The organism is Prevotella sp. HMSC073D09, from assembly GCF_001814145.1.
GTDB lineage: Bacteria > Bacteroidota > Bacteroidia > Bacteroidales > Bacteroidaceae > Prevotella > Prevotella conceptionensis.
The window spans coordinates 21,298-35,175 of record NZ_KV815078.1 but is presented as its reverse complement, the minus strand read 5'-3'; the positions used below and the strand labels follow the sequence as shown (position 1 = coordinate 35,175).

The 13,878-nt window shown below is 47.7% G+C and carries 7 protein-coding genes; 3 read left to right on the top strand and 4 right to left on the bottom strand.

Going from position 1 to position 13,878, the window contains the following annotated elements:
* Positions 1-215: 215 nt before the first annotated feature.
* The 4 genes from HMPREF2955_RS05670 to HMPREF2955_RS05655 all read right to left on the bottom strand — a co-directional run bounded on the left by HMPREF2955_RS05670 (position 216) and on the right by HMPREF2955_RS05655 (position 7,289).
* A complete protein-coding gene (locus tag HMPREF2955_RS05670) occupies positions 216-1,412 on the bottom strand; it encodes a DUF1735 and LamG domain-containing protein (protein ID WP_070721723.1) in 1,197 nt (398 codons plus the stop codon).
* 20 nt (positions 1,413-1,432) lie between these two features.
* On the bottom strand, positions 1,433-2,476 hold the full coding sequence (locus HMPREF2955_RS05665) for a glycoside hydrolase family 18 (protein ID WP_070721721.1): 1,044 nt from the start codon (positions 2,474-2,476) through the stop codon (positions 1,433-1,435).
* A 132-nt stretch (positions 2,477-2,608) separates the two neighbouring features.
* Entirely contained in the window at positions 2,609-4,168 is a 1,560-nt protein-coding gene (locus tag HMPREF2955_RS05660; protein ID WP_070721719.1) for a RagB/SusD family nutrient uptake outer membrane protein, read from the bottom strand.
* Positions 4,169-4,193: 25 nt separating this feature from the next.
* The gene (locus HMPREF2955_RS05655) at positions 4,194-7,289 is read right to left on the bottom strand and encodes a SusC/RagA family TonB-linked outer membrane protein (RefSeq protein ID WP_070721718.1); all 3,096 of its coding nucleotides are present in this window, start codon (positions 7,287-7,289) and stop codon (positions 4,194-4,196) included.
* A gap of 827 nt (positions 7,290-8,116) precedes the next feature.
* On the opposite strand from HMPREF2955_RS05655, the gene HMPREF2955_RS05645 reads away from it, so the two are divergent.
* The 3 genes from HMPREF2955_RS05645 (at position 8,117) to HMPREF2955_RS05635 (ending at position 12,180) form a co-directional block, all read left to right on the top strand.
* Positions 8,117-9,553, top strand: a complete 1,437-nt coding sequence (locus HMPREF2955_RS05645) for a lipopolysaccharide biosynthesis protein (protein WP_070721714.1) — start codon at positions 8,117-8,119, stop codon at positions 9,551-9,553.
* A gap of 132 nt (positions 9,554-9,685) precedes the next feature.
* Entirely contained in the window at positions 9,686-11,128 is a 1,443-nt protein-coding gene (locus HMPREF2955_RS05640) for a P-loop NTPase fold protein (protein ID WP_070721713.1), read from the top strand.
* A 380-nt stretch (positions 11,129-11,508) separates the two neighbouring features.
* Positions 11,509-12,180 carry a hypothetical protein gene (locus tag HMPREF2955_RS05635; protein WP_070721711.1) on the top strand — a complete coding sequence of 224 codons (672 nt, stop codon included), beginning with the start codon at positions 11,509-11,511 and terminating at the stop codon, positions 12,178-12,180.
* Positions 12,181-13,878: the final 1,698 nt, after the last annotated feature.

Here is a 13,878-nt window from a genome sequence, read left to right as displayed (position 1 = left end):
GTGTTTCGGTAAGCCATTGCCCACCCTTGCTTATGGGATGAGGGCAGTTGTAGGCTTGGCTTGCGGGGCAACGACGTGGGAGAACGGAATAAAGAAAGGGGGAACGTACGGCATGTACGCTCCCCCTTGCGGTATAGGTTGTTGCTTTTTATTGTTGCAGAGCCTTCGCCCTGCTAGCTGATGTGTGCGCCAATGGCGGCCTATTGGGGCTGCAACTATTCGGGACAGCGCACGCCATCAACGAAACTGGGCTCTTGACCAGAGGGCCAGGAGAAGTAATAGGCGTTGAAACCATTGCCCGTAAGGTCGGTAACAATCCATTTGTCGCCCTGCTTTTGTGCCTCGTTAAAGCGCCAGTAGGCCACGAGATCTTTTGAAGTGGGGTCTACCCAGCACACGTTGTTCTTCAATTCGGCAGCCGTTCTGGCCGTTGCCCATACGCGCGCCTCGCTTACCCAGCCTTCCATGCACCTGTCGTCGCTGGCCGACTGACCGATATAAAAGAGGTCGTTCTGGCCGTAGGCGTTGGCCAGACTGATGGTTTTGCGGCTATCCGTGGTTTCGGCTTGCAGTTCGCCGTTGATGTAGATGTACTTTTTGCCCGTTTCGCCGTTGTAAACGCAGGCCAAGTGCACCCACTTGTCGTTGGGCAACACGTCGCGCGAATCGATGTGGTTGGGGTCGCCAAGCTGCAATTTCCATCCATCTGCCGGTCCTCCTGCCGTTCGCAGGCAGAGATTTTCTTCCAATCCCATAACCGAATAGCACCATTTTCTGCTGTTGGCGTCCATCTTCTTGAACCTGACACGCGCCTCGAAAGTAACGCTCTTCATGGCATGGGTATCAAATCGGCCCTTATTGTTGCTGAAATCGGCATAGTAGAACCTCCACGCCCTGCTCAAATCGGCAGCTTTGGTAACGATAACTTGGTTAACCACCACGTAAATGGTGCGCGAAGCCTCGATAACGGGCATGTCTGAGCCCTGAACATTGGCAATGCTTAGGGGCAAAAGGTAAGTGGTGCCCGGCCGCATGGCTTCGAGATTAACGATGGTAAGCTGTGTGCCCTTATCCGAAACGTGCTTGCCGCCCATGATGGTCTGCGTGGTGTTTTCTAGCTTATACGCGTCTTGTGGCAGCAACACGTAGTTCTTGTGATGCTCCTTGTTGAAGCTTTCCACCAGTTCGGGTGCGGCTTTCAGTTCAACGTTGATGTTTTCCTTAGCCAGTTCGCTGGCCGCCACGTTCACGCCAATGGCCGAAGGAACATCGTCTACGGTGAGTGTAGTTGTTACTTCCTTGCCTTGCGTACCCACGATGTAAAGTCCATCGTAGCTTTTAATGCCGTCGTTGCAGGCCGCAACCAAGAGCATGGCCAGTGCGAGGGGCAGTTTTCTGAATATCTTTTTCATTGTTTTTTGAATGCTGTTTGTTAGGGTTTTGTGGTTGCTACGGTGTCGCGATGGGTCTGCATTATCTCTATAGCCCGGCGCGTAAACTTGTAGTTGGGCCAGTTATCGTAGTCGTTCTCCATGTGATAAGTGCCGCATCCGCCCTTTCGCGTTACCTTCTTGCCGTTATATTCGGGCAAGAAATGCGCCATACCCACGAGCGAAGGCACCCGCTTACCGTCTTGCAACAAATGCTGTACGCCTCCTGTGGCGGCCTTACCGCCCTCGAAAGTTTCGGCAAAGATGTACTGTTCGGGTTTCCATCCGCGTGCGGCGGCATTGTTGAAACGGCGTTGCAGGTCGGCATAGCTACTACTGTTGTAGGCTTGCACCACGCCATAGTTGAAGTATTCGGCCAATTCGGGTTTCACATCGAAGGGCACGCCGTCGATAATGAGCAGGTTGGACGTGCCGCTCTTAGGCCCGATGAACTCGCCTAGCTTCTTTACAAATATCTCCATGTTGTCGCGATAGTTGGGATACACGTTCAACGGACCTACAAGTGGCCCGGTGAAAGGCCCGCCGGCCGGGTCTTGATAGCCGGGTTCGTAGTCTAGGTCGATGCCCTGGTAGCCGTAAGCCTTCATGGTATCTACCAACGACACGGCATAACGCTCAATAGCTTCGCGGGTTACTTGGTCGTGGTTTTCGCCTTCCAAGAACTGTGCGGGTATTTTGTGGGCGAAGATAGTGAAGGTAACGCGTGTTCCCTTCACTCGTTGCACGTATTCAATGTCTTCGCGGTCGTATGTTCCACTCCAAATGGAGATGATGTCTACGCTGTCGGGTACGCTTTTAAGCGAACCAATCATGTTGGGCGACTTGGTGTTCCAACCGCCGAACCAACCGAAGAACACTTCGTGGTCTGTTCGTTGCTTGTAAGCGCGCAAGTCGGCGTAATACTGTTCGCTCTTCTCTTCGGGCTTGATGATTTCAAGCGCCTCGATGCTGGTGTTGCACGAGGTGAGTGCCGCAGCAGCCAGAGCAAGGGATGCAATCCCGTGGAATATGTTTGTTACGTTCATTATTATATTCTGTTTATCGGTTGACAAGTTAACACGAGTTACAGGCTCGCAGTTCTTGTCTTTATATTAACGTTGGCTTAACACAAACGCTTGTTGATGCGTAAATGATAGTAGCTAATGTGGCGTTCGAGGTTATTGTTTGTCCCACCATAGGCGTGTTCCGCCCGTGTCTTCGCCGCCAAGCAGCTGCACAGCCTTTTCCACTTCGGCCCTGTTTCCAACGTATTCGCTGGCGGGGAAGGGCACACGGCGCACTTGCACGTTGGTGTTTACCTTGCCATTGCTCAGGTTGTCTACCACGGGGAACAGCTTGGGATAGCCCGTTCTGCGAAATTCGCTCCATGCCTCTTGGCCTAAGGGGTAGATGGCAATCCACTTTTGGGTGATGATACGTTCGAGTTTCTTTTCTTTCGTTGCGCTTTCGTCCCATGCAGGCGTGATATCTGATGGTGCTTCTGCCGCAGTACTGGTTCCCAAACCTGGGTAAGCACTGGGCTTGGCGGTGCTGGTGAGATAAGCTTCGGCGGCGCTGGCTAGTCCATATTGGTCGAGCGACGTGGTTATGCCTTGCTCGTAAAGTTCGCGTGGCGTGCCACCCATGTTCCAACCAAACAATGCACCTTCGGCCCTAAGCAGCCAAACCTCGGCCGCAGTCATCCACACGTAGGGGGTAGAGCGGGTTATTGTGGGCATCGACAGCCTTTCATCGCCCTGAAAATCCTTACCGTTACGCATTCCGTTGCGCAGTCCGCGATACACATCTCCTTTGGCTTTGGCAAAGAACTTGGGCAAACGCGGGTCGGCAAAGCCGTTCAGGTAAGCGTCCATCGTGGCACCCATGCGGTCTTCGTTATAGCCTTCGGGACTATATATGTTGTAGAAGGGGTTGTTATAGGTGAACGAGAGCGCGCCAACCGTCTGCATCACCGCGTTGTCGGCATTGTCTTCCAACACGCCATAGGGGTTGTTCACGGCCTCTTCTGCCAGTTTCTGCGCTCCATCATACACGGCGCGGCATCGCATAGCCAAGCGTAGTTTAAGCGAATTGGCAAACCTAATCCACTTCTTCAAGTCGCTTCCATAGATAAGGTCGAACTTATCCAAGGGCTTTGCGTTGGGATTGAACTTGTCGAAGTTCGTCAAAACGCCGATGGCATGGTTCAGTTCGGCGAAGAAACGCATGTAAACAGCCTCTTGCGAGTCGTAAGGTACGGGCGTTTCCAAGCCGAAGCGGGTGTAAGGTATGGGGCCATATATGTCGGTTGTTTTGTGCATCGCCTCAACTTTCACTATTTCGCCCACAGCGAAAAGCACGCTGGCCGAGTCGGCTTTAAGTCGCAACTGCTGCCAATTGCTCATCAGTTTGGTGAAAGCCACCGAGAAGGGGCGGTCTTTCCAGCCGTCGGGAAAGGCGTAAGTGGTACCGTTGAAGCCGCCTTCCCAGCTTTGCGTTCCTGCATAATAGCCGGCGAACATGTTGCCCACGAGGTCTTCGGCCAGCTGAAAGTCGTTCTGGTCTTCGGGCACTACGTTGCGTTGCAAGGATGTAAGGTAGGTTCCGTGCAGGTTATCATATCCCAACCATGCGGGATTAGCCCTGTCGGGGTCGTCGTTAAGGCTCGAATCTAGGCAGCCAACCAAGGGCAGACATAGTGCAGGGAGCACAAAAAGAGTTTTTATTTTATTTTTCATTGTTGCTTGTTTTAGGTTGTGAAGTTTAGAAGTTCACCTTTACTCCAAAGCCCATGCTGCGTTGGCTGGGGGGCATAAAGTAGTCGAACCCTTGATAATAGGTTCCCGTGTTGGCAGTCAGTTCGGGGTCGAAGGGTGCGCGGTTGTAAATCATCAGCAGGTTGTGACCCGTTAGCGACAGATTTACTTTAAGCTTATTGGCAAACCAAGCCGTGGGCAGGTCGTACGAAATAGACATTTCGCGAAGCCTAACGTTAGTTGCGCTGTAAGTGTAATGCGCCAAAAGTCCCGTTCGTCCGCCGGCAGCCACGCCATAATATTGTTCTGCATTCAGCAGTCCGTTATTCACGCGCACTCCGCCTGCATCGCGAGCATCGGCCGTTTGCTTAGACACGCCGAACTGGTCCATCAGTGCTTGCGTTGCCGAAACAACCACTCCGCCCACGCGTGCATCGAACATAAAGCCCAGTTCGATGCCCTTCCAAGCAAAGCTGTTGCGTAGCGAGATGTTGTATCGTGGTGCGGCCGAGCCTACTTTCACAAAGTCGTTCTCGTCTTTCTGCACGCCTCCGCTAGCCAAGATGTTGCCTTGGTAGTCTTGTTTGAGGTGCGATGCGTAGATGTCCGACATCGTTCCGCCCTTGCGCAGTATCATTTTGTACGACTCGGCCGACGAAACCTCAAACTCCGTTGGTGCTTTCACCGTGGTGTTGGTGGTGCGGTCGGTTACGTATTCGGGCAACAGCTCCTTTATTTCGTTTCGGTTGAGCGAATAAACGAGGTTAGCCGACCAATCAACAGGGCCCAGTTTCTGGTTGTAGGTGGCACTAAGTTCCACGCCCCAGTTGTTTACCTTACCTGCGTTTTCGAAAGCATACTCGTAGCCAGAGCTAGGCGGCAGCTTGTAACGGAACAGTTGGTTGTAGGTGTTGCTGTTGTAATAGGTGGCGGCGATGTTCAGTTTGTTGTCGAACAGGCGCAAGTCCATACCCAATTCGAAGGCCTTTGTCATTTCAGGTTTGAGGTGACTGGCCGGCGTAAAGGCCCCACTCTTGGGCGTTCCGTTAGACAAGGCCACGGCTTCGCGCGTAAGATAGGGCGAAGGCGGGTTACCCACCTGTGCATAACTACCGCGTATCTTCCACAACGAGAAGATGTTTTTGGGCAAAGGCAACACTTCTGTGAGCAACACCGAAGCACCTACCGAGGGGTAGAACACGTTGTTGCTGCTGGTTCCGAGCAAAGTAGAGAAGAAGTCGATGCGGCCCGTTGCATCGGCAAAGAGGAAGTTGCGGTAGCCCACTTCAACCTTGGCGTAGAACGATTGGGTTTGCGTGTGCAAGTTGGCATGTGCCGTGCTGCTCTCGGTGGGCGACATGTTGGAGGGATGGAAGAAGTTGGGCACGCGTGCCAAGTTGCCTTCAAAGGTTTTGCTTGTATAGCGTTCGTCAAAGTAGCTTCCGCCGATGTTGGCCAAAAGGCGTATCTCATCGTTGGCAAATTGCTTGTCGATGTTAATCAGGAAGTCGAGATAGGTAGACGTGTTCTTGTCGTCTTGCGTCATCCAGTTACCTGCGGGCTTAGAGAAAAGTCCGTCGGTAGAGGCATAAAGCTTGCGTTCGAAGTCGGTATAAGCGTTATCCATACGCGCCCTACCCAGTATGTTGAGCCACGAGGTGATGTTCCAACGCGCCGAGAAACTGGCGATGAAACGCTCGCGATTGGTTTCAAACTTGTTCCTGTTTACAATCCAGAAGGGGTTTTGCATGCCCAATCCCAGGTTTCCATAAGGCCAGTTCTGCGTTTTGAAGTTGCGCACGGCGTTGTACATTTCGTAAACGGCATAGCGTTTGAAGTCGTCGCTGGGTGGGAACAGGTAGGTTGGTACCAAGGGGTTGTAGTACATACCCTGACCAATGCCGTTGCGGGTGTTCTGTTTCACATAAAGCAAGCTGAAATCCAATTCCAACACATCTTTAATAACGTCCCACGAGTTGCGGAAAGTAAAGTTGTAGCGGTTGTATCGGTTGTTGGGTACGATGCCGCCCGCGTTAACCGCGCCCACCGAAATGTGGGTCTGACTGGTTTCGCTACCCGTAGACAAGGCCACAGAGTTGGAAACATTGAAGCCCGTATTAAAGAAATCGAGCGGGTTATAGTTTGAAGGGCGCTCCATTTTCTCGCCCCAGCTGGCAAATTCGCCATCTTTTCGGCCGTAGGTGTTTTGGAACTGCGGCGTAACGAAGGGTCGGGTGAAGGTGGTGCTGTTAGAGAACGACACCTTGGGACGTCCCACTGCGCCCTTCTTCGTGGAGATAAGGATAACGCCATTGGCACCGCGATTGCCATAAAGGGCGGCAGCCGACGCACCCGTCAGCACCGACATGCTTTCGATGTCGTCGGGGTTGATGTTCGAAATGCCGTCACCGTCGGCCACTTCCACCGACTCGTAGAAGTTGTCGCTTTGCTTGGTGCGAAGTCCTTGCATGGGAATGCCGTCAAGAACATACAGCGCGTTGTTCTCTCCGAACAGCGATTTGGTACCGCGCATCACCACGCGCGACGAGCCTCCCACGCCCGATGAGTTCTGATTAATGGTAACGCCGGCAATCTTTCCAGCCAAGGCGTTCACAAAGTTCGCATCTCTAACGCGCGTCACTTCGCTTCCTTTCAGGTCTTGCACGTTGTAGGTAAGCGCCTTTGCCTCGCGCTTTATACCCAGTGCCGTAACCACCACCTCGTTCAACAATTTCTTGTCTTCCTCCATAACGATGGTCATGGGCGTGGTGGTGTTGGCCTTTAACGTTTGTGTGGCATATCCCACATACGAAATTTCGATGGTTTCTCCATCGCCAACTTGCATCGAGAATTGTCCGTCGATGTTGGTTATCGTACCTCCCTTGCCGTCTTTACTGCGCACGCTAACGCCAACCAGCGGCTCGCCGTTGGTGTCGGTAACGGTTCCGTTAACCGTTTTGCGCGTGTTTTGCTGCAAAGATGTTGCGTTGGGCTGCGTGTTGCTTGTGCCGGCCATAGCCCATGCCATAGGCGAAAGGGCCAACCAAGCCACCAATACCGCCCTATTAGCCAAGGGCGGCAATGCGTAATAGTGTTTTAGCATCTTCTTTGGGTTTGTTTATAAATGTTGATTGCTGTATTTTTAGCTTTTAGCAGATTTCGCGTGCAAAGGTATAACAATTAAATTGGTCTGACAAACAAACGAGACGAAGGCGAAACCACGCGGCACTTACAAGTTGAAACCACCGCGCAAAGCTTTTCGGGCAAGCCGTGCAGCATGCTTACTAAGGTGCAAGCAATATGAAACATAAAACGAGGGAGCAACAAGCAAAAAGATTTTTTGCACCTCTTTCCACGCCAATTAAAACACTGGTTGCTGGGCATCGCAACCTATGGGCACAAAAAAAGGGATTCCGCTGAATCCCAACCTTTTGTTAACCTTAAATCTAATACCATGAAAAACACATTGCAAAGTTAGGAATTTATTTTATAACTTGCAAGTTTTTGGACGATTATTTTTATAAAACGTGAACCTTTTGACCTAAATCAAACAAATTATCTTTCTGGATGTCAGATTGTATGAGCATCGTGTTTGCCATTGTAAACGCTTCTGTTCGATGTTCCTTGCTGCCCATTGCACAACGATTTCGCCCGCCCCGCCCTAATACTTGCCGCTTTTCTTTGTGGTTTTCGCAACAAGTGGTAATTTTGCAGGCAGCGAAAGGGCGAATGGTTAAGGCCAAGCACTGGTTTAGCAAGCTAGGAAACTAGGCAGCTAGGAAACTAGGATAACTAGAAACCCTACAACAACTAAAACCCCTAGCACTTCTAGATTAACTAGAACAACTAGAACAACTAGAATCCCTAGCACTTCTAGATTAACTAGAACTCCTAGAACAACCAGAACCCCTAGCCCATCTAGATATAATTATGGAATCATTAAAAGAGAAAACAGCCAAGGGTCTTTTTTGGGGCGCACTCAACAACGTGATGCTCCAACTAATCGGCGTGACGATGGGTATCGTGATGGGACGATTGCTCAACGCCACCGACTACGGCATGATTGCCATGATAAGCATCTTTGCGTTGGTGGCCAACGACCTGCAAAACAGCGGGTTCAAGGCGGCACTGAACAACATCAAGCAACCCCAACACCGCGACTACAACTCCGTTTTCTGGTTTAACATCGCCATGGGGGGGGGGCTTTACATGCTACTTTTCTTCCTTGCGCCACTCATCGCCAGCTACTACCACACCCCCCAACTCATTCCGCTGTGCCGTTATGCCTTCCTATCCCTCATCTTTTCCAGTTTCGGCACAGCCCAATCGGCCTATCTCGCCAAGAACATCATGGCCAAACAAGTGGCCAAAGCCAACCTCACAGGCACCTTCGTGTCTAGCTCTGTGGCCGTATGGATGGCATGGAGCGGTTACGGCTATTGGGCATTCGCCACACAAACCAACCTTTACGTGCTCATCAACACCCTACTCTATTGGCACTACTCGCATTGGCGACCCACATTCGCCATCGATTGGCAACCCGTTAGGCACATGTTCAAGTTCAGCAGCAAGCTGTTGTTCTCGTCGATACTCACCGACATCAACAACAACATCATGAACCTGCTGCTCGGCCACTATTATTCGGCATCCAGCACAGGTGCCTACAACCAGGCCTACCAATGGCATTCAAAGGCCTTTTTCTTAATACAAGGCATGCTTACACAGGTGGCGCAGCCCGTATTGGTAGACGTTGGCGACGAACGCGAACGGCAATTGCGCATACTTAGAAAGATGATGCGGTTGGCGGCCTTGCTCTCCTTCCCCTTACTTTTCGGTTTGGGCATGGTAGCGCACGAGTTTATCACCGTGGCCATCACCGAGAAGTGGGCGCGAAGTGCAGAATACATGCAACTGCTTTGCATCGGTGGTGCCTTCATCCCTTTATCGTTTTTGCTTTCCAATTTAGTAATAAGCAAGGGTCGTTCGTCTGTTTACCTTTACGTAAACCTCGGCTTGGGCGTTACGCAAGTGGTGGCCATGCTCTCGCTCTACCCCTTCGGCATCAAGTGGATGATATGCGCCTTGGTTACGCTCAACATCATCTGCTTTGGCGTTTGGGGACTGTTCGCCCGCCGATTGGCCGACTACAAACTTCGCTTATTGGCTCTCGACACGATGCCTTTCGCCCTCGCCGCCCTTGGTGTTATGGCCTTAACATGGTTCGCCACCCAAACCATCACCCTCTTGCCCTTGCTGCTTGGCGTGCGCATTGTCGTTGCAGGCCTGCTATATCTCGGCATCATGAAGTTGGCCAACGTGGATGTGTTCAATGAAATGGTAGCCTTTGTTAGGCGAAAGAAAATATAAGCCTGCGCCAAAACGATGACGATGCCAAGCGATTACACGAAAAAGAAGAAGGAAAAAGGCTTAACAAGCGAGTGCCGCTAGCCATAATTACCGCATACTTTCAACGACAACAAATCAAAACACCACACAACAATGCAAATCGGGACACTGGATATTGACGTTTCTGAAAAGGTAAAAGATTTCGTTCAATACTTAGACTCAACCGATAGAATCATCTTATCGGCAAGGTTTGGCGATGGAAAAACGCACCTATTGAATGCTTTAAGAAACGATGAAACGGCAAACAAGGAGTACGAGTTCTTCACCATCTACCCCGTTAACTATTCTGTTGCCCCTAACGAAGATGTGTTTGAATATATCAAACGAGACATCATCGTGCAGCTGAACAACCAAGAACTTCTAAATAATATTGATTTAGAGGCAATTTTCGATTCTCTCATTAACTTTGAAGATGTCGTTTCCATTATATCTTTCATCTTGTCTTTCATCCCAGGAGGGACACTCTACAACAAAATCTTCGATAGATTTTGTAAGATAAAGGAACGATATGAGCAGAAAAAGCATACCGCAGACAAGTATTTGTCTACGTTCGCAAAGCAAAAAGGCAGTATTTACGAAGAAGATGGATATACAAAGCTGATAAGAGAAACGATAAAGTGGATGGGCGAAGACCATGAGATGAATGGCCCAGCATGGAAAGGAAAGAAACCCGTATTAATTATAGAAGACCTAGACCGCTTAGACCCAAAGCACCTATTCAGAATACTTAATGTTATCAGCGCACACATGGAAGACAGCAATACACCAGATAAAGTTGGTAACAAGTTTGGTTTTAACAACATCGTATTAGTGATGGATTATGATGTCACCAAGCACATCTTCCACCACTTTTATGGAGATGGAGCATGCTACGAAGGCTATATGAGTAAATTTCTGTCGCGCGAACCTTTCCGATATAGTATCAAATATGAGGTGGTTGAGGCCATAGAAAATAGACTGGAAAACTATATAGGGCTACCTTATCTATTTCCTATATTCGGAAAGTTTAAGAATAAATTGTTACAAAGTTCGATAAGAGATTTAAGTAAACTTGCTCATTTAGACACAAACCATTATTTAAAATCGTCAAAATATGTCATAACTAATCCACGCACCGGCAAAACCATTACTCTTCCAACGTCATTCCCCATATTTCATTTGTTGGTCTATATGATTGAAAGCGGAATGACGACGGAAGAGATTAAGCAGGCATTTGTCGACGCAGAAGAATCTGCTGTTATAGACCAAGCAATTTTACTTGAATACTTGAGGTTGATGTATCCAATATATCGGACCCACTATCCTGACATGGAAGATATTAGAACAAAGAAGGATGTCTACGCCTTTCGTACATTGGACAGCGAAGGAATGTATACAAACGTAATGGTCCATCCGACCGTGGGAACATGGGACTCTTTTCCCTCGTTACTAGGTAATAAGATCGGCGATGTCATACTTATTTTTTTAGAGAAGGTTTCCTCATCAATCAATCTTTCTGCCTTAAATCCCTACTACGACATACCCTACCACATTTGATTTACCAAAATGTTTTTAGGCAAAAACCCGAAAAATACCGAAATGTTTTGGGGCAAAAACCCGAAAAGCACCGAAATGTTTTGAGATAACAGATTGGCAAGACGTGGTGCAATGCGGCTTTATTGGTGGCTTTACAAGAACGTGGGAGCCCAACAACCTATTAAAAAACAAGGGATTGAAACTCTCCCTCGCGCGTATATCATTAAGGTGTAAGGCTTTTGGCTTGGAAGATTATACACAAAACTGTTCGCGAAGTAAATTTAGGAAGACATTCCACATGCGCAAAATATTGTTAAGCTCATTGTCTTTTCGTTCTTTTCCGTTGTCAATGCGCAACTTATTCCGTACCTTCACACCCAGATAGACACTGCTAATTTATTATGGACAAAAAAGAAATCGTTACAAAAATAATTGAAGTAGTAAAGCCTCATCTTGAAGAACTAGGTTTTAGCTTAAAACGTTCGAACTGTTTCGAGAAAAGGAAGAACGGCAGTTTATATATTTATGAGATTGACGTTGCCAAAACAAGTTCCCACTATTCGCTACACCTAAAACTTAGGTTACAGAACAAAGACATTGCAGACAGCGTTAATAGCGTGCTTAAAAATGTTCTAACAGACCCACGAATGAAATACCCTAGCAATTTCACGGCAAAGACAATCGCAGAGATTCTGAAAGCAAGAACCTCGAATAAAGATGTTTATGGGCTTACCGATTGGAGGTTCTTTAAGAACGAAGAGCAGCCGTTGGAAGATTTCAACAATCAATTTTCTATTTGGTTCTCTATGTTTGAGAACATAGAAGACAAGGAGAACTGGGATTTTCAACTCACCGAAAGTGTAGGCTTTGCCCAGAAATGGTTTGATTTAGTTGATAACGACGAGTATTTGATAGAACATACCGATAACGTTGCAATGGTGTTATTAAAAAGAAGAAACGATGCCTACCGATTAAAAAACAAATACGAAGAGATTTATAATAGGGAAAAATCGCAAAACAGGGACACAACAGAGCTGAAACTGTTTTACGAACATCTTCTGTTAGAACATTAAAAGCTTGTCTTACAAACGTTTACAACCAAAGCAAAAGCAGGTCTTGGGGTAACAAAGAACGTCATTATCGACGAGTGTATGAAATAAACGCCATTCTAATTGCCATTTGTAGCATGCCAACCACTAAGTGATAGTTGCAACAAAAGGTGTTAACCACTTCGTTGTTTGGTTTAAAATGAAACTTATCTATCCCTTATACAACTCATAAATCCACGTACCTAACAACTCGTGAACTCACAAATTCAATAACTCATAAATCTACAACCCAATAAATTTAAAATCTTTTTACAAACCGCACCCTTGTAGCCACCCCATTCTAGCGAAAAAAAGGCATCAAAAGCTAGGTTTTAGGGGTAAATTTCGGTTTTACGCGCTCTCGTTTTTGTCATTTTTTGGGTATAACCCCTGCATTTTGCGCCATTTCGTCTTTCTATTTTGGTTGCCATCCCATTATTTTGTTCGCCCAATTTCCTGCTTTTAGCACTTAAAACCCCACTTTTTAATGGCTATTTTGCCCCTTTCAGCCATGTATTTCATGGTTCTACAAGGTTATGTTTATACCATTGCGATGTATTTTTATGCTTTTCGTTTCGCGTTTAGCAGCACTTTGCACGGCATTTAGCGGCATTTTACCTTGCGTTTAGCAGCATTTTACCCTGCATTTAGCACCAAAACGCACTGCGTTTAGCGGCAAATTGCATTGCATTTAGCACCAAAATGCAGTGCATCTAGCTGCAAATTGCCCCAAATTTGGTGCAAACGGACATTCTATTTAATAAAAATTCATTTTGCCAGCATTCACAACAACGCCCTTTTAGCACCAAAACAAACCCTCGCGAGAATCGAAAATTTGCGGGCGAGTTAACCATTGGTGGAGAAAAAGGGCACTCACAATGTTAAAAAATGCGCCGAAATCTTTACACAAAGCGAAATATAATCGCCATTCGTCTATGTTTTTCCAAACATTCGCGGCAGGTGCTAAGCCATTTCCTTCTTCGTCTGTCACCTCTCAATATGATAGCCCCCTCGTGCCCTCCCCTCAGCCATTATACGCCGACAAAAAACAGGTATTTATATAATCTATATCAATAAATAAGGGCATAAAATGTCTTTTTTAGCACATATTTTGTGCGTTTTTGAACAAATTATTACTTTTGCATTGCATTTCAGAGATGTAGGTTGTATCATTAAACTAGCGGGGCCAACGGGTGGTTGTTTGATTGCTTGTTCGCATTCCTTCCATTTTACACTCGCACTACAACAATTAGACAATCAATCTCTTTGAAAACACCCCGTCTATCCCCCTGGGCCGATGGCTGAACGCATGCGTTCAACGTTGACTTTTGGGGGATAGTCATGTATATAGGTTGCGAATATTTAGCTTAGTGGGCAAGTGGGCTAGGGTTTCTAGGTTTTCTAGGCTTTCTAGGTTTTCTAGATATTCTAGGTTTCCTAGTTATTCTAGGTTTTCTAGTTATTCTAGGTTTTCTAAGTTGTTCTAGGTTTTCTAAGTTGTTCTAGGTTTTCTAGTTATTCTAGGTTTCCTAGTTGTTCTAGGTTTCCTAGTTGTTCTAGGTTTTCTAGTTATTCTAGGCTTTCTAGTTATTCTAGGTTTTCTAGGCATCCTAGTTATTTAGCTACATTAGGCCTGCTCGTTCATCGGTGGGGCGCAGCCATCTTTTCACCCTTTCACCCTTT

Bases quoted from the DNA above. Each gene is read 5' to 3' on its own strand.
- HMPREF2955_RS05670 (WP_070721723.1), bottom strand. From the start codon at position 1,412: ATGAAAAAGATATTCAGAAAACTGCCCCTCGCACTGGCCATGCTCTTG.
- HMPREF2955_RS05665 (WP_070721721.1), bottom strand. From the start codon at position 2,476: ATGAACGTAACAAACATATTCCACGGGATTGCATCCCTTGCTCTGGCT.
- HMPREF2955_RS05635 (WP_070721711.1), top strand. From the start codon at position 11,509: ATGGACAAAAAAGAAATCGTTACAAAAATAATTGAAGTAGTAAAGCCT.
- HMPREF2955_RS05655 (WP_070721718.1), bottom strand. From the start codon at position 7,289: ATGCTAAAACACTATTACGCATTGCCGCCCTTGGCTAATAGGGCGGTA.
- HMPREF2955_RS05660 (WP_070721719.1), bottom strand. From the start codon at position 4,168: ATGAAAAATAAAATAAAAACTCTTTTTGTGCTCCCTGCACTATGTCTG.
- HMPREF2955_RS05645 (WP_070721714.1), top strand. From the start codon at position 8,117: ATGGAATCATTAAAAGAGAAAACAGCCAAGGGTCTTTTTTGGGGCGCA.
- HMPREF2955_RS05640 (WP_070721713.1), top strand. From the start codon at position 9,686: ATGCAAATCGGGACACTGGATATTGACGTTTCTGAAAAGGTAAAAGAT.